At 51.1% G+C, this 17,547-nt stretch carries 14 protein-coding genes; 1 reads left to right on the top strand and 13 read right to left on the bottom strand.

What is annotated here, in order from left to right; genetic code table 11:
- Nucleotides 1-77: 77 nt before the first annotated feature.
- The gene (locus MKJ04_RS22395; protein WP_241644389.1) at nucleotides 78-494 is read right to left on the bottom strand and encodes a transposase; all 417 of its coding nucleotides are present in this window, start codon (nucleotides 492-494) and stop codon (nucleotides 78-80) included.
- An 84-nt stretch (nucleotides 495-578) separates the two neighbouring features.
- Between MKJ04_RS22395 and MKJ04_RS22400 the strand changes: the two genes are divergently transcribed.
- The gene (locus tag MKJ04_RS22400; RefSeq protein WP_241644391.1) at nucleotides 579-1,373 is read left to right on the top strand and encodes a ZIP family metal transporter; all 795 of its coding nucleotides are present in this window, start codon (nucleotides 579-581) and stop codon (nucleotides 1,371-1,373) included.
- Between the two features lie 157 nt (nucleotides 1,374-1,530).
- On the opposite strand, the gene MKJ04_RS22405 is transcribed toward MKJ04_RS22400, so the two are convergent.
- The 12 genes from MKJ04_RS22405 to MKJ04_RS22455 form a co-directional block, all read right to left on the bottom strand.
- Complete coding sequence (locus tag MKJ04_RS22405; RefSeq protein WP_241644393.1) at nucleotides 1,531-2,550, bottom strand: cation diffusion facilitator family transporter; 1,020 nt, start codon at nucleotides 2,548-2,550, stop codon at nucleotides 1,531-1,533.
- A 174-nt stretch (nucleotides 2,551-2,724) separates the two neighbouring features.
- Nucleotides 2,725-3,618 (bottom strand): bestrophin family protein, encoded by an 894-nt coding sequence (locus MKJ04_RS22410; protein ID WP_241644395.1) that lies wholly within the window; start codon nucleotides 3,616-3,618, stop codon nucleotides 2,725-2,727.
- A 7-nt stretch (nucleotides 3,619-3,625) separates the two neighbouring features.
- Nucleotides 3,626-6,133, bottom strand: a complete 2,508-nt coding sequence (locus tag MKJ04_RS22415) for a heavy metal translocating P-type ATPase (protein ID WP_241644397.1) — start codon at nucleotides 6,131-6,133, stop codon at nucleotides 3,626-3,628.
- Nucleotides 6,134-6,257: 124 nt separating this feature from the next.
- Complete coding sequence (locus MKJ04_RS22420; RefSeq protein ID WP_241644399.1) at nucleotides 6,258-8,282, bottom strand: heavy metal translocating P-type ATPase; 2,025 nt, start codon at nucleotides 8,280-8,282, stop codon at nucleotides 6,258-6,260.
- A 55-nt stretch (nucleotides 8,283-8,337) separates the two neighbouring features.
- A complete protein-coding gene (locus MKJ04_RS22425) occupies nucleotides 8,338-9,102 on the bottom strand; it encodes a helix-turn-helix domain-containing protein (protein ID WP_241644401.1) in 765 nt (254 codons plus the stop codon).
- Nucleotides 9,103-9,253: 151 nt separating this feature from the next.
- The gene (locus MKJ04_RS22430; protein ID WP_241644403.1) at nucleotides 9,254-9,667 is read right to left on the bottom strand and encodes a Fur family transcriptional regulator; all 414 of its coding nucleotides are present in this window, start codon (nucleotides 9,665-9,667) and stop codon (nucleotides 9,254-9,256) included.
- Nucleotides 9,668-9,725: 58 nt separating this feature from the next.
- Nucleotides 9,726-10,052: a P-II family nitrogen regulator gene (locus tag MKJ04_RS22435; protein ID WP_241644405.1), complete on the bottom strand. Its 327-nt coding sequence runs from the start codon at nucleotides 10,050-10,052 to the stop codon at nucleotides 9,726-9,728.
- 156 nt (nucleotides 10,053-10,208) lie between these two features.
- Nucleotides 10,209-11,468, bottom strand: a complete 1,260-nt coding sequence (locus MKJ04_RS22440; RefSeq protein ID WP_241644407.1) for an efflux RND transporter periplasmic adaptor subunit — start codon at nucleotides 11,466-11,468, stop codon at nucleotides 10,209-10,211.
- A gap of 17 nt (nucleotides 11,469-11,485) precedes the next feature.
- A complete protein-coding gene (locus MKJ04_RS22445) occupies nucleotides 11,486-15,892 on the bottom strand; it encodes a CusA/CzcA family heavy metal efflux RND transporter (protein WP_241644409.1) in 4,407 nt (1,468 codons plus the stop codon).
- Nucleotides 15,893-15,897: 5 nt separating this feature from the next.
- Nucleotides 15,898-16,068, bottom strand: a complete 171-nt coding sequence (locus tag MKJ04_RS22450) for a hypothetical protein (RefSeq protein ID WP_241644411.1) — start codon at nucleotides 16,066-16,068, stop codon at nucleotides 15,898-15,900.
- A gap of 139 nt (nucleotides 16,069-16,207) precedes the next feature.
- Nucleotides 16,208-16,528: a DUF6660 family protein gene (locus MKJ04_RS23005; RefSeq protein WP_410896844.1), complete on the bottom strand. Its 321-nt coding sequence runs from the start codon at nucleotides 16,526-16,528 to the stop codon at nucleotides 16,208-16,210.
- A gap of 486 nt (nucleotides 16,529-17,014) precedes the next feature.
- Entirely contained in the window at nucleotides 17,015-17,494 is a 480-nt protein-coding gene (locus MKJ04_RS22455) for an IS3 family transposase (RefSeq protein ID WP_317246738.1), read from the bottom strand.
- Between the last annotated feature and the right edge of the window lie 53 nt (nucleotides 17,495-17,547).

A 17,547-nucleotide genomic window follows, 5' to 3' on the forward strand; every position in this document is an offset into this window, starting at 1 on the left:
CAAAGAGGGGTTTCTGCTAAAGGTGCTTGGCTTCTTGTTAGCCAACCATTTCTCTTTTTACCTTTAGAGCCTACCACTCAACTTGAGTTAAATATATTCGACACTTCCTGCTGTTTGAAGCTGATCTTGAACTTGATACCGAAGCCCCGTAGGATGCGCTTGAGTTCCTGCTCGAGCTGGGCCTGGCTGGTCAGGCGCTCATACTCCAGTAAAACATTGCAATTCCAGTCCGCCGGGTCCAGCCTAAGGCTGCAGTGCTCGATGAGCTTTCGGTCACTGGCGATGTTCTCCAAGTGTCCCACCAGGCAGAGCTTGAAGAAGACGACCGGGCCGATCGAGTGCTGGCCGCAGCGGCCGTAGTGCTCCCGCGTCAGCTCGTAAAGCAAGTCCAGGTTGAAGCACTGCTTCAATTGCCTGTAGCAGTTGTTCTCCGGCACATGGGCCGAGAGCGAGAAGTGCAGCTCCTTCTCGTCAAAAAGCTTCCTGTCCTTCATCTCCTCATCGATTTGGCACTATCTCCTTTTACGGTTAGCTTCAGACAGTTGTGCAACAGGTACACAGTTTAAATTACACCCCCTATGTATAATAAAATGATGTCTATCAAAACAAACAAACATGGTTCACAGTATCAGCACAACATGGATGAGTCAATTCTTTCACTGCTTTTTTATACTTCAATTCCGGCTATGGTGTTAATTATTGGAGGCGTCTTGTCCACTTTTTACGCACCAGGGCCCACATTACGAAGTGTTATTTTACATTTTGCTGCCGGAGTGGTGTTTTCTGTCGTGAGCCTTGAGCTACTGCCGGATATTATGCATGAGAAAGACCCTTTAGATGTGGTAATTGGTTTTGTGTTGGGGATTGGCGTTATGCTGCTGTTGCGCAGGCTTACGCGCCAGAAGCAGAAACTAGAGGGAGCTCCGCCAATAGCCGACGCGTTGCCAATAGGCTTGCTGTTTGGCGTAGGGGTGGATCTTGTAATTGACGGGCTCCTGATTGGAATCGGCTTTGCCGCAGGCGCCCAAGAAGGTACCTTCCTAATGATAGCCATCACCGTGGAAGTGTTTGCGCTGGGGCTGGCCACCTCCGCATCGATGGTTCAGGGGAGAGCATCCCGCAAGCGTGTTATTATGACAATAGTAATTTTAGCCCTGATGCTGCTAATAAGTACTATAGCTGGCGTCACCTTGCTAAGAGGATTGTCCGGTGCCACGCTAGTAATTATACTTTCATTTGGCCTAGCCGCCCTGCTTTTCCTAGTGACAGAGGAGTTGCTGGTGGAGGCCCATGAGGAGCCTGAAACACCCTGGCTTACAGCTACCTTTTTTGCAGGCTTTCTGTTATTCCTGTTGCTGGAGATAGCTAAGTAATAACTTTTTTGTTCGGAAGCCGCTACTCCGTATCATGTCACTGGTGTGAAGGAGGAGATGAATCTTCTTGATGTCTTTTTAGTCAATATGCCCACGGCCTCTGTGACGAAGACGTTATTTGGGGTAAAATGCAGTACCTGCATCATAATGAATTAGTTCACAGGTTTCTAAGCTCCATCTCTGCTTGGGTGATGCCTCTTTCCAGTGCCTCATCTTTTGTGCACTTCCCCTCAATGTATAGCCTTTCTGCATGCCTTACAGCCATCCTGCGCACTTGCTCGTCCAGCACGCCCAGCCGCTGCTGATGATCTTCGAAGAGCAACTCCAGGTAAGCCGAGTACTCCTGCAGGTCTATGGTGACGTGCTCGGTATCCAAATCATCAAACACTTTATAAATTTTGTTTTTTAAGATGCTTTGCTCAGAAATGCCTAGCTCCTTTATCTTCACATGCACAGTTACCACTTTCTTTTGCTCCGTGAGCCCCCAAACATGAAAATGGTTTACCCGTTCCACTCCATCAATGCTTAATATCTTTTGCTCCAGCAGCGGCACGTTAACGCCTTCCGGCACCCGTTGCAGAAATATTTTGATAATGTCGACCAGCTTAACAGAAATATAAATTAATACCGCCAGATTTACGACAATGGCTAAGATAGGGTCAAGCACGGGAATATTGAAGAAAAGCAGCAGAATGCTGACAATCAGCACGGCAATCCAACCTACTGTATCCTCCAGCAGATGTACCAGCAGCACCTTTTTGTTCAGCGACTTCCCTGACTTCAGCTTCCAGGCTCCAATACCGTTCAGGATGATGGCAAGTATTGCGGTTCCAATCATCCACGGCACATCGGGCATCTGAGGATTCAGGATGCGCTGAATGCTCACATAGAAAATAAAGATGGCTCCCAACATCAGCACCAGGGCATTAATCAAAGCGCTCAACATAGAGAAGCGCTTATAGCCATAGGTGTAACGCTCGTTGCTTTTTTCATTTTCAGATTTTCGCTCAAAATACCACCCCAAGCCCAACGCCAAGCTGTCGGCAAAGTCGTGCAAAGAGTCTGCAATGATAGCGATACTGCCGGAGATCAGCCCACCAACCAGTTCTAGAATGGTGAAAGCCAGGTTTAGCAAAAATGCTACTTTGATGCTATCACTCTTTTTTTGTTCTGCCATTTTCTAAAAGTTGATACTATTTGTTTTGTTTGTACAACTGATAATATCCTATATAACTTGCCAGGTGATTAAATTCAATTTCGGCTTTATTACGGTATTTAGGATACTGCCCGCTCACATTTGCCCTGATGCCCTCAATCGGCTCTTCCAGTTGCAAGGGGTTGACAAGCGCTACTATCGGTTGTGTTGGTAAATTTTTAGAGTTGATAATAAGCTGTAGCAGGTGCAAACTTTGGTGGTTCGCACGCGACCATTTGCATTAGCCTCAACCGTGTTTGCCAACGCTGTAACAGGTGTATCCGTAGGCATGTTCTCAAAAGGATCCTGCATGAATATGGCCGTTCTTTCTATAAGCAGGAATATTGCTGCAAAGATGGTAGTAAGTACTACTTCCATCAAAACCGAATAGTCACCGAGGCCAAGGGGCAGCAGCGTGGCAAAGATGTAGATCAGGAAATGCAGCAGCATACTATAATTTCCAGGGAAAACAGTATTCTTGATACGCTCACATTTCCCCATGGAGTCGCATAGCCTTGCAATGGTGCTATCAATCTGAATCTGCTGAAAATGATTTAGCTGCCCATCTAGATAAATTTTTCTGACTTTCTCAGAATGCTTTAACAATAGAGCATTTGGGATGTTAGCATGGCTTTTGTAATCTTCAGCATACTGCTTTACCTTTTCAGAGAACGGAAGTTTTCTCAGGCTTTCTCCTAAAGCATAGCACCATGCTACCTGACGTTTCGCAAAAGCCACGGATGTGCTGCTATTCTCATCAACAATAAAGGTGTTCACCTGCCTGATAAGCGTGCGGGAGTCATTGACGATTGTCCCCCACACTATTCTTGCCTCCCACCAACGGTCATACGACTGGTTGATCCTAAAGGCCAGTAACAGAGATAACGCCGTTCCCAGCAATGTCGGAATTGCCAATGGGAGGGTTATTTCCTCCAAATGCGAATGGTGGTCGAGAATTCCAATGGCAACAGCATAGGATATTATCGCTAATAACTCATATTTAGTCTTGCTGAGCAGCAAACCGACAGGTATTTTATTTGTGATCAGCATCGCAGGGTTATTTTTTCTTGTACGCCAGAAGTCGTAGGGCATTAAACACCACCAGCAAGGTTGATCCCTCGTGAATCAGTACGGCGACACCGATATTGGCAAGCCCTAGTATAGTAGAAGGGATCAGCAGCGCCACGATGCCCAGGCTTACCCAGAGGTTCTGCTTGATAATCCTTTTAGACATCCGGCTCAAACCAATGGCGAAAGGTAGGTTTTCGAGTTTGTCGGACATTAGGGCAATGTCGGCTGTCTCCAAAGCCACATCCGAACCGGCCGCCCCCATGGCGATTCCCACCGTGCTGTTGGCCATCGCGGGGGCATCGTTTACCCCATCCCCCACCATCGCCACCTTGCTTTCCTGTTGTCGCAGTTCTTTTATGGCTGCAACTTTCTCTTCCGGAAGCAGCCCGCCCCAGGCGTCGGTGAGGCCAATTTCCCTGGCCACCGCATCCGCCACTTTCTGGTTGTCTCCGGTAAGCATGACCATCCGCTTAATGCCGAGCTTTTTCAGCGCTTCTAGGGTAGCTTTAGCCGCCGCGCGCGGCGTGTCCATCAAGGCTATAATGCCGATGTAGCTGTCGTTTTCACGCACCAGCATGGTAGTGTTTCCGTCTGCCTCCAGCGACTGTACTTTGCCAATTATTTCTTGCGGGGGCTTTATTTCATCGAGTTCCTCAAAGAGCGCCAGGTTACCTATGTACACCTTATTACCTTCCAAGGTGGCTTTGATGCCTTTCCCCAGCACCGCCTCCAGGTCTTCTGCATGGGGAACAGGAGTGCCCTTCAGCCTTTCTTTCCCGTCTCTGACAACGGCCTTGGCCAGAGGGTGGTCACTCAGCGCCTCCACGGCTACGGCTTTTTTCAGAATCTCCTCCTCCGATAAATCATCCAAGGCGACAACGTTGGTCAGCTTGGGCTTTCCCTCTGTCAGTGTTCCGGTCTTGTCGAAGGCCAGCGCAGTCAGCACCCCCAGGTCTTCCAGGGGACGACCACCCTTGATAAGCACACCGCCGCGGGCCGCCCGGGCCACGCCGCTCAATACGGCGCTTGGCGTGGAAATGGCCAGCGCACAGGGGCTGGCAGCCACTAGCACGGCCATCGCCCTGTAAAAGCTCGCGCTAAAAGGCTCATCGACTACCAAAAAAGCGAAGTTCAGCAGTACCACCAGCAGAAGCACGGAGGGCACGAAATACTTCTCAAATTTATCCGTGAAGCGCTGGGTGGGCGACTTCTGGGTCTGTGCCTCGTTCACCAGCTGTACCAAACGGGATAAAGTGGAGTCCTTTGCTTCCTTGATCACTTTTATCTCCAGGGTATTGTTCCCGTTGATCGTGCCGGAGAACACCCGGCTTTCGTCCTCTATGTCGCTTTCCGGGCTGTAGGCTTTCTCCGGACTTGCTACCGGCATCTTGTCCACGGGCACGCTCTCACCTGTGATAGGTGCCTGATTCACGCTGCTGCGCCCTTTTACCACTACACCGTCCGCCGATATTTTGCTGTTAGGCTTTACCACGATCACATCGCCCAAGCGCAGTGTCTCGATTCCCACTTCTTCGGTTTTGCCATCTAGTTTGAGCAAGGCTGTTTTAGGCGCCAGCTCCGCCAGCGCCTCGATGGACTTGCGGGCTTTGTTCATAGCATAGTGCTCCAGAGCGTGCCCCATGCTGAAGAGGAACAGCAGAAGTGCGCCCTCTGCCCACTCCCCCAGAATAGCGGCCCCAATAGCTGCCACCAGCATCAGGAAATCTATCTCGAAGTTCTTTTTGAGTATCTCCTCCACCGCCTCCTTGGTGGTGAAAAAGCCCCCGAAAAAATAGGCACCTATATAGAGTGATAGGCTTACCCAGTCTGGCACGCCCTCCACGAAGCTCAGGCCGAAGCCCGTGCCCAGCAAGACGCCACAGATGATGGAAAAGATTAACTCGGTGTTCTTGCCGAAAACTCCACCATGCTCGTGCGTGTGGTCACTGTGTGGTTCAATTTTCTTTTCCAATCTTTTACGCTCTTCAGCTTCTGCCGCCGCCACACCTTCTCCGGTTTGGTGTGTATAGTCTTTTTCACTTACAGAGGCTTTCTTAACCTCTAAGCCTTCCTTCCTTAAAATTGATATAATTTCAGTTTCACTGGTACCTGCCCTATCGAACTCCAGCCACACCATGCCCGTAGGGGCAACGGAAGCCTGAAGCATCCCCTCTAAGCGCCGTAATGTTTGCTCCAGGTGGCGGGCGTGGCGGGCATGGCGAATGCCGTCAACTGCCAGGAGCCTGTGTCCGAATTTTTCGGTCAATGAAGCTCCCGTTTGCCTAGCCAGCGTCTCGATGCGGGCCATGGAAATCTCATCCGGGTTGTAATGGAAGCAGAGTTGTGGTATACCCATTTCTGTTTTAGAGGAAATATGCACTTTTTCAATGCCCTGCCTGCCCTGTAGCCTATCCATCAGCTCACGCACACAACAGTCTTTTTCATCCGGCACTTCGGGTAAAAGCAGGGATATTTCTATTTTAAGTTTTTCCATTGGTTTTAGATGTTATTGTATCGCCTACATGAATATCGTCTTGCAGATTACCTACTAGCCGGAAATTAGGTTGAATTTTGGTGGAGTGAAGTGCGTTCGCTCAATACAAGCCGGGAAACGAAGTTTACTTAAACTTCATTCGCTGGATTCGCACTGCGTTCAGTATAGCCAGGAAAGCGACTCCCACGTCAGCAAACACAGCCTCCCACAGAGTGGCAAGACCGCCAGCCCCCAGAATTAGCACGATGGCCTTCACTGCAAAGGCCATCGTGATGTTTTGCCACACGACCTGCTTTATTTTCTTCCCGATGTCGATGGCCGTAGCTATTCTGGCAGGATTGTCCGTCTGAATCACCACGTCTGCCGTCTCAATGGCCGCATCCGAGCCCAGCCCCCCCATGGCCATACCCACATCGGCCAGCGTAATCACTGGCGCATCGTTGATACCATCCCCCACAAAGGCAACCGTTCTGCCTTCTGCTTTTAATTCTTCTACATGACTTACCTTATCCTGCGGCAACAAACCGCCATAAGCCTGGTCTAGTTGCAGCTCTCCTGCCACTTGCTGCACAATAGTGTCTTTGTCACCCGAGAGCATCACCAGCCTTTTCACCCCCAGCTCTCGCATTTTCTTTACGGCTAGCGGGGCATCCTCTTTTATCTTGTCGGCGATGGTGATATAGCCTGCATAAGAGCCGTCCACGGCCACCAGCACAATTGTCTCCACAATGTCTTTCACACTTGGATCGTAGAGCACGCCATACTTTTCAAGCAGCTTCCCATTTCCTACCAGCAGTTGCCTACCGTCTACCTCCCCCTTGAGCCCATGCCCGGAAATTTCCTCCACCTTTCTTGCCGTATGGCGTAGACTGCTGGCTGCCTCCGCCGCAATAGCCTTAGCGATAGGATGCGTGGATGCCCTTTCGATGGCGGCCACAGCGGAGAGGAACCAGGTCTTGTCCTCCAGTAATGCCTCGACCCGCTGCACCTGGAAGACGCCCTCGGTCAGCGTGCCTGTCTTGTCCATGACCACGGTGTCCACCTGCGTCATCAGGTCCAGGAAGTTAGCCCCCTTAAACAGGATGCCGTTGCGTGAGGCAGCCCCGATACCACCGAAGTAGCCGAGCGGGATGGAGATCACCAGCGCACAGGGGCAGGAGATAACCAAAAAGACCAACGCCCGGTACAACCACTGATTAAAATCATACCCCTCCACGAAGAAGTAAGGAATGAAGGTGAGGCTAACGGCGAGGAAGAAGACAACAGGCGTGTACACTTTGGCCAGGCGGGTGATAAGCTGCTGCGTCTTGGCCTTGCGGCTACCGGCCTCCTCCACCAGTTGCAGGATTTTGGAAAGGGCGCTGTTTTCATAGCCAGATGTTACCCTTAGCTCAATCACACGGTCCAGGTTGATCATACCCGCCAGCACCGTCTCGCCCTTCATTTTGGTGTCGGGCTTTGACTCTCCGGTGAGGGCGGCGGTGTTGAAAGAGGACCTGTCTGTGAGCAACTCGCCGTCCAGCGCGACTTTCTCGCCTGCCTTCACCTGCACCACATCGCCGACCTGCACCGTTTTTGCCTTCACGCTAGCGATGCCATTCTCCGTTACTAGTCTCACCTCGTCCGGCCTGTTGTCGATAAGTGCTTTAATGGAGCGGCGGGAGCGCAGCACGGCCGCCTCCTGAAAGTGCTCCCCTATAACGTAGAACAGCATCACGGCTACCCCTTCAGCAAACTGGCCAATGTAAAAGGCACCCATCGTGGCGATACTCATGAGGAAAAACTCATTAAAGAAGCTGCTCCTGATACTTTTGATGGCGTGCCACACCACGCGCCAGCCCACCAAAACATAAGCGATACCATACACAATCAGGCGCACATAGCCCGTGAACCAGGGCGTGTCGAGGTAGTCGAGCAGGATACCCGCCAGGAGCAGGGAAAGGCTGATGGCCGTGGGCACATAGGAGGACTTTGCCTCCTCTCCTGCCTCCTCGTGCTCTTCGGCGCCTGCCTGTTTTGTCCTGCCGTCGAGAGAGCAGCACTCTGCGCCCACGTTCGGCCCTGGTGCTTCTGCTGTTCTCGAAGAGGTGATCTCCAGCGGCTTAAAATCATTTTCTATCTCATTACCTTTGCTGTCTTCACTTTTCATAATTCGGCTGTTTTAGATGCTATGTTTTGCATGCACGGGACATTCAGAGGGCATCCTAGCTCATCTTTTCAATATACGCCAAAGCCTCTGTTACCTCTAATTCACGGGTGCAAACGCCCTCCCGGATATAAAAGTGCGAACGCTCACCCAGATGCACGTAGACAGGGGAGGACGCGCGTTTTATGTGTATGCGGCAAATGTTTTTTCCTTCAACTACATGGAAGCTTGTTTTCAAGAGCACACAGCAGCTAGGGTCCAAGATGATTCCTACTACCTGCAGGAGGTGTTGGAGAAAACAGTCCTGTCCTGATTTCCCCAAAGCCTTATAGTCTTCATCCAATCCGGTACAGCTGCCGTCCTTATCTACACCAATAAAAAGGACGCCCCCTTGCGTATTCATCAAGCCTGCCATTGTGCTAGCTACCGCCAGTTCTGGGCCAGACGTGAACTTTAACTGCCCAGGAGTTCCCAACAACCTTGGCAGTAGGGCAATAGCCTGGCTTTCTCCTTTCCTGAAGAGGCGCGTCATCTGCCAGACTACCTGAAGCTCCACTATCGCCTGAAGTTTTTTATTACCGATTGCTACTCTTAAAATGAAGGCTGCGATCAACAACCCAACCATTACCACCAGTGCAGTTAGATAACGCTCTGATTCTTGGGAGGAGAAGGTGCCTTCAAACATCAAGGCACCTTTGCCCAACCATGATTTCTCCTGATGTTGCGCCTCAATGTTGCCCATGGAAAGCATTAGGGGATACACGGATAACATAGCTCCTGCTATCCCTGCCACTATCCATAGAATTTTTGCCTTTACACCCATTATTCGTCATCATGTTTTTAGCTGGAAGCATTCATCACCGAAAACTAAAAATACACCATCTCATGCCAAGGTATTCCAACTTTCGAAACGACAGGGGCTATGCCTCGCTTCCTGTACATTCCGGGTATTAGACTCGGGCTTATTCACACCCCTAAAAAGCGCACCGGTCACAAACACCTTTTACCACCATGTTCACCTCCTCCATCCGAAACCTATTCGGGAGCAGCACATCAGGCACTTTCACTTTTGGCAGGCAATAGGTTTCTTTGCACGTGTTGCAGTAAAAATGCACATGCAGGTCCTCCGGTGCGCAAGTGCAATCCTCTTGGCACAAGGCGTATTTGGTGAGTCCCGCCCCGTCAATGACCTGATGCACCAGCCCTTTTTCCCCGAAGGTTTTAAGCGTGCGATACAAAGTGACGCGGTCTGCCTGCTCAAAACCCAACTCCAGCTCCTTCAGGCTCATGGCTGTTTGCTGTGCTGTGATTCTGGCTAGCACCAGCAGGCGCATAGCTGTAGGGCGGATAGCCCTGGACTTTAGTTGTTCTTCAAGATCCTTGTTCATACGTTCTCCGGTGTTTCTGTATGCAGTGACATGATGGCATGCGCCTCTTTCAGTTTATTTAGTCAATTGGCTCACCTGATTTGATGCGGTAAGCGCTTTCCACATCTATCACGTAGAGGATGCCATCGCCCTGCTCCGGAGACCGGCCATTCTTACTGATTAACTCAACAGCCTTTGCTGCCTGCTCGTTTTGGCAGACTAACTCCAGCTTCACAATTTTGCTGTCGGTGAAATGGAAATCCAGCGAAGGAAACGCATCTCTACGGTTGTACGCCCCGGTGCCTTCTCCTTGCGAGAGGGTAACGCTCTCGAAACCGTTTTCTCCCAGCGCCTCCACTACCTTCTGCACTCTGGATGGTTTTATAAATGCTTTCAGCTCTTTCATCTGTGAATTGTTTTTACACTATGATTTATACCTATTGCCTGCTAACTATGCTATGTGGATCAATTTGCTTGCTTTGCCCTTCGGACGTACTCGAGCCCTTGACTGCTTGAAGGCATGGTCGCACAAATATGTGCGGCCATGCTTATCTCACAATTTCTAATCGGCATGTTCTGTTTCGCCTTTCTTCATCTCTGAGATCAAGTTGTAAGCGCCCTTATAGGCGACCTGTGCATCATTAGGAAGGGGCTGCAGCAGCTTTACCTCTACCCAGCCGTGGTCACTGGCTCCTGTCACGACGGGAATCTGCTTAAACACCCAATCCTTTCCCACCGTTTGTGCCGAATCCTTGCTGGCTCCTGCAGCTAAATGTGCGTTTTCAGTAGCAGCCTCGCCCGTCTTGACAAAGATGAAGGACTGATCTCCTTCCTGCACGACGGCCGTCTCTGGCAGGGCAAGTGCTGTTGTGGTATCCGTTGCTATACGGCCCTCGATGTACATTCCAGGTATGAGGTTGTCTAGGCTTCCTTCTATGTCAGCGTGCAAATGCACTGCTCTGGTATCCTCCTCGAAGGCGGGGCTCATGTTATAAACGGTAGCCATATATTCCTTTCCTGCCGCGTTGGCTACATTAAAGCTTACTTTTTGACCAACTTTTACCTTTGTAATGTCTTTCTCAAACACCATCAAGTCTGCATGAAGCTGTGACTGATCCACAACCGTGAACATCTGTTGCTGGGGCGATACATACTGACCAGTGTTGATGTTTACCTTCTGTACATAGCCACTGATGGGTGAAACAACCGGAACCGACTGATATATTTTGCCAGAGAGGATACTGCCTGGGTTGAGTCCCAGAATGCGGAGCCTGGACTTCACACCTTCAACCTGTGCCTTTTTGGTGTTGTAATTCGAGGTGGCCTCCTGCAGGTCCCGCCCCGAACCTACCTTTTGCTCATACAGCCGCTGCTGGCGCTGGTATTCCTGCTCTAGGTACTGCAGCCTGCTGGCCGCCTCCTGGAGGTCTACCTGCAGCTGCACCAGCTCGGGGTGCGTGAGCAGGGCAAGCGTCTGCCCTTTCCGCACCTTGTCGCCTTCGATGACTTTTATCTCCTGCACGTTCCCCCCAACCGTCGCGCTTACACTGGCCTCGCTTTGAGGCGGCACCTCCAGCTCTCCCGTTACTTTTATGATACCGGCCAGATTTCTGTTCTGAAGCGTCCCCAGCTGAAGGCCAATAGCCTTCATTTGCTGAGGAGACATGCGCACAGTACCTTCCTCTCTGTGCCCCTCTTCCTCTCCATGGCTTTCAGCGGCCTCACCTGGCGCCCCCTTCTCTGACACCGATTCATCAGGGGTGCTGCATGCGCTAAAGGCCAGTACACTTAGCAGAAGCGTTATTTTTGTTATAATGTGCATCGTCTTTAGTTGTTTTGTTAATTGGATGATTGAAGAAAATAGATTAGGCGCGCCTTCGTGTTAAGGTAATTCCCAAGCGCCTCCTGGGCATTAAATTCTACCTGAAGGGCATCCCGGATGATTTGCAGAAAGCCAATGTAGTCGATTGCTCCCTCGCGGTAAGCGATAATCGCTCCGTTGCGCTGCTCTACCGCCAAAGGCAATGCCTCTTCCTGATAGTACTGCCAGGAATTAAGCCACTTGCGGTACTCCTCCAGCAGACTGCCATAGCCGGCCTGCAGTTCCAGCTGCGTGTGGCGCAGGTTCTGCTCTGCGATTTCCCGTTCTATCCTGGCTGACTGGGCCCGGCCACGCTCCGCAAAAGGGAATAATGGGAAGTTTATCCCTATTTGGTAACTGTAGAACCCGGACTGACCTGCTATTTTCTGGTCAGCATACTGCCCGCTTAGGCTTGGCAGGTAAGCCGCTTTCGCCACATGCTGGCGGGCCTGGGCTACCTCCACCTGCTGGCGGGAATAATCCAGTAGCGGGTGCTGCCTTAGGGTATCTGCTATACCTGGCAGAGGGGCTGTCAACCGCTCAGGTTCTGTCAGTGTCGCAGTAAAGGGAGTGTCGCTAACCAGCCACCGGTTCAGCTGGCGCAGGGCCGCCTGGTAGTTACGGAAGGCCTGCTCCTGCTGCACCGTTATCTGCCGGGCTTGGTTCGTCGCTGCCAGGTACTCCAGATGGGAAATGGCCTCTGTTTCGTACCGCACCTCTGCGGCCCTAGTGAACTCGGAAAAAATTGAGTCCAGCCGCTGATAAAGCAGGTACTGACTTCTGGCTGCGTAGGTATTGCTCCAGGCTATACGCACCTCGCGCGCCACCTCCAGCGACGTTAAATTGAGCGATGACTGGGCTAGGTTAACCTGCTTTTGCTGCAGATTGAGCCTGGGCGCGATACTGAATACTTCTATGTTCTGCTGCTGAATACCGACACGGTTCTGAACACCCCGGCTATCGTTGCCTACCTCTTCCTTTCCTGTGAAGACCTGTGTATTCCCCAGGTTCCAGGCTGTGCTCCGCAGGGCTTGCTGGTTTTCTATGCCAAGCCTAGATGCTACAATGGAGGGGTAATTAGCCACCGCCCGCTGCACGGCTTCCTCCATGGAGATAGCCGGCAGGTTGTCCGGAAGCTCTTTGATATCCTGTGCTGTGGCTGTTGCTGGAGAAAAAAACAACCCGGCGCCTATCACTAAGGGTAAAAGAAATGAGGGGGCCATGGCCATGTTTCCGCTTCCGCCGCTTTTCCCAGCCCTCGATTCAACAAAGAAGTACAGAATAGGCACTACCACGAGTGTGAGAAACGTCGCTGTGATCAGACCACCAATCACGACTGTTGCCAGCGGCCGCTGCACCTCAGCACCCGCAGAGGCAGAGAAGGCCATGGGGATAAAGCCCATAATGGCGGCAGTGGCCGTTAGCAGGATAGGGCGGAGCCTCTCCTCCGTTCCCATGAAAATACGCTGTTTTAGGTCCGTAACGCCTCCCTCCTTCAAGCTGTTGAACCGACTGACCAGTACCAGCCCGTTCAGAACCGCTACCCCGAAGAGCACGATAAAGCCAACACCGGCAGAGATACTGAATGGCATGCCTCTAAGTGCCAATGCAAAAACACCCCCGATGGCCGCCAGCGGCACTGCCATGTAAATCATGACCGCCTGGGAAAGCGACGTTAAAGCGAAGTACAATAACACAAATATCAGGGCCAGAGCGATAGGCACCACCACCTGCAGGCGCGCCTTGGCCCGCTGCAGGTTTTCGAAGGAACCGCCGTAAGTCACATAGTAGCCGGGCGGCAGGTTCAGCTGCGCCTCCAGTTTTTGCTGTATCTCATTCACCATGCTCTCCACGTCACGGCCGCGCACGTTCACACCCACATTTATTCTTCGGGAAGTATTATCGCGGGAGATCTGCATAGGCCCCGGTTGATAACTGATGTCGGCCACCTGTTGCATGGGCACCTGCTCCCCGTTCGGCAAGTCGATGTATAGGTTTCTCAGGTCTTCTATGCTGCGCCTGTTCTCCTCGGAGAGGCGAACAGCGATGTCAAAGCGCCTCTCCCCTTCGAAGACCACACCGGCTACCCCGCCGGCAAAGGCAGTGCTGATGTAATTGTTTAGCTTTTCAATGTCCAGCCCGTACTGCGCGATCTTTCTGCGGTCGAAGCGCACCGTCATCTGCGGCAGCCCGGATATTGCCTCCAGGTTCACGTCGCCCACACCTGGAACAGTTTGGATGATCTGCGCCATCTGCTGGCCTTTGGTAGCCAGCACGCTCAGATCTTCCCCGTAAAGCTTCACAGCCACATCTTCCCGAACGCCGCTGATGAGCTCATTGAACCGGAGTTCCACTGGCTGGCTGAATACAAAGTTGATGCCTGGCAGCACCGATAGCGCTTCTTTTATCTTTTCAATCAGCTCTTCTTTTGATTCGGCACTCACCCACTTTTTCTCGTCTTTCTCCAAAATGATGAAGGAGTCGAGTATGTCCATTGGCATAGGATCCGTCGGGATGGCCGACACACCGATTCGGGCCACCATCGTCTTCACCTCAGGGAAGTTCTGCAAAACGATCTTCTCGATCTTCTTGGATTGCTTGATGCTTTCTGACAGAGAGGATCCAGGGCGCAGCAGCGCTTGCATGGCGATGTCGCCCTCGTCCAGACTCGGGATGAACTCCCCACCCATACGTGAGAATGTAAACACTGCCCCTATTAGTAAAACTATTGCAGACACTAGCACCACTACTTTGTGGTTAAGGGACTTGCGCAGTAAAGGCAGATACCCTTTGTTTATCCCGCCCATCAGTCTATTACTGATATGCTCCACCTTATTTTCAAACCTACCTAGAAGGCTCCCCTTTGTAGATGGTTTAAGAAACAGTGCGGATACCATGGGTACATATGTCAGACATAGGATAATTGCCCCCAGCACGGCAAAGCCAAAGGTAAAGGCCATCGGCTGGAACATCTTGCCCTCTACGCCGGTCAGGAAAAGGATAGGGGCAAAAACGATAAGGATAATGATCTGTCCGAAAAAGGCGGAGTTCATCATGGTGCTGCTCGAGTCATAGGTAATCTCATCCATCTGCAGCTGATCAAAGTTCCCCTTGCCTTCCTTGATCCTCTTTTCAATCATGTGCACAGTGCCTTCTACAATGATTACGGCCCCGTCCACGATGATACCGAAATCAATGGCTCCTAGGCTCATCAGGTTTGCTGACACATTGAAGATGCGCATCAGGATGAAGGCAAACAGTAAAGCCAGCGGAATCACCGATGCAGTAATCAGGCCGCCCCGGAAGCTGCCCAGCAAAAGCACGAGTACGAATACCACAATCAGCGCGCCCTCGGTCAGGTTTTTAGAAACGGTGCTGGTAGTGCGCGCTATCAGGTTGCTCTGGTCAATAAAAGGTTTAATCACCAACCCCTCCGGCAACGACTTCTGTACCTCAGCCATGCGTTCCTTCACCGCAGTGATCACTTTGTCCGGGCTCTCGCCGCGAAGCATGAGCACCATGCCCCCCACGGCCTCACGCCCGTCTTGGGTGAAGGCACCGTAGCGTACCTGACTCCCAAACTGCACTTTATCCGCCACGTCTCTGATTAATATTGGTGTTCTGTTCTCGTTTCTGACAACGATGTTGCGGATGTCATCCAGCGAGCGCACCAGGCCCTCTCCACGTATGAAGTTGGCCATGCTGTTCCGCTCGATATAAGCTCCACCGGTGTTGACGTTGTTTTTTTCCAGGGCCTCGAACACCTCGGAGATAGACACATTCATGGAGTTGAGTTTACCCGGGTCCAAGGCGACTTCGTACTGCTTGATGTTGCCGCCAAAGGCATTTACTTCTACTACGCCAGGCACAAGGGCCATCTGCCGCGCTACGATCCAGTCCTGTATAGTCCTAAGCTCGGTAGGAGTGTACACCGTATCATATCCTGGCTGAGGCTCCAGGACATACTGATATATCTCTCCAAGTCCAGTGCTGATGGGCCCCATGGATGGCTCCCCGAACTGCTCCGGAATCTCAACTTCACTGAGCTTTTCCTGCACCAGTTGCCGTGGCAGGTACGTGCCCATATCCTCTTCGAACACAACGGTCACCACAGAGAGGCCGAAGCGGGATATGGAGCGTATTTCTTCCACCCCAGGCAGGTTGGCCATGGTCAGCTCTACCGGATAGGTCACGAACTGCTCAATATCCTCGGTTGACAGATTCTCCGACGTGGTAATCAACTGTACCTGGTTGTTGGTGATGTCTGGCACAGAGCCTAGGTTCACCGTGGTCATGGCCCATGCGCCCGCACCGATCCAGGCGGCGATCATTAGGCCGATGATAAGCTTGTTCCTGATGGAAAAAGCAATGATGCTATTTATCATGTTGATTATTTTATATGAACAAAGAAGAAATGATAGGCTTTGGCAACAATGGCTAATGCCGCAAGAGCAGTTGCAACAGCCAGCCCAATGATCTTTAGCCATTTACGCCAGCCGTACTTCTGCTTTTTCTTTGTTTTGTTTCGTTTATTGGTTGGGGCTTTATTTGGCTTCTTCAACGAGAACTCATTAGAAATTTAATTCGGTCTATGCACCGGACAAACTTCTCCTTGATTGAAAGGAACAAAGTAGAGCGCACAGTACATTTGCATGCCCTTACAGGGCATGATCAGCTGTGTACATAAAAGAAGGGAATGATTATCCTACCTTTGGCGGCTGCCAGATGGAACAGGAAGAAGAAGAGATGAAGATATTTTTGTACAAGGCAAACTCATGGCTTGCTTTTGGTACAGGGACGTCTTCAATAACCGCTATACTTTGTAGTTGATAGTGGGTATGGCAGCAATGGCAGGCACAAAAGGGGGAACACTCATCAGCACTACTGTCTTGGTGGTCTTGATGCAAATCAGCCACAGCCACTACTTCTCCTTTCCCGAGAATCGCAGTTGCACTATCCGTGCATGGTTTCAGGGAATATGTTAGTAAAAGCAGGCTTAATATGTAGAATATAGACCTCATTTACTGCAAAGGTAGCAAATAATGACATGCAATGGAATTGCAAATTTACAAAGCCCCTTGTTTAGACTTTAGCTAAAAGCAGCGTTAGCCAACAGATGCTGGAAATGTTATAGCAAGGTTTGTGGCTTTTTTACCATCTCTGCCTGTTCACCAGAGGGTGAAAAATCAAATTCTTGCCCCATCACCTTTTAATAGCTGAAATAGCGGCAATGAAAACAGGCTCCTCATTTTTGTACCATACCGAGGTACCTGTCCGCAGCCTGTCAGCCAATAGCGTGACGATAGAGAAAAGGCCCAGCAGTAACGGTGTGGCACGATCAATAGTTTTTTCCGATTGCTGCCTTTGGGTCTTCACCCATAGGTGCGCCCTATCTCCTCCAGCGTAACTTCCACTGCCCACCTTCTGGCAAAGTAGACCACTACATTCTCTGCTGAATGAGGTGTGTTGAAACTGACGGACAGTAAATTTGCTTAGCGGTTATAAAGTTAACAGTTCTTTTCATAGTTCATCGGGCTTTGGTAGCCTAAAGCGGAATGCCTTCTCCTGATCTTCGAGTACATCTCGATGTACTCGAAGATCTCTGTCTGCGCATCCTCCCTGTTTTCAAAAGCACCGTCCTCGAGCAACTCTGCTTTAAAGCGGCTAAAGCAGGACTCCATGAAGGCATTGTCGTATGGGTTGTCGGCCCGGCTCATGCTCTGGCGTACCTGATGCTTGTCCATCAGCCTCCTAAAGACCTCCCCGGCGTACTGCCCTCCCCGGTCCGAGTGCACAATCATACCCTGGCCAACAGTTCTGGTGACCATTGCCTTACCAAGTGCCACTATCACCAACCCCTCCTGCATATGCGCGTCTAGCTGCCAGCCCACAATCCTTCTGGAGTAGAGGTCCATCCACACGGCCAGGTAAAGAAAGCCGCCGCCCGCCAGCGGGATGAGACCGTTGCAGGGGCGCTGCTGATTGATGGGTTAAACTTTAGTGCTTTCGTGCGCCAGAACTTCTTATCTTAGGTTTATGA

This window comes from Pontibacter sp. E15-1, assembly GCF_022601975.1.
Classification (GTDB): domain Bacteria; phylum Bacteroidota; class Bacteroidia; order Cytophagales; family Hymenobacteraceae; genus Pontibacter.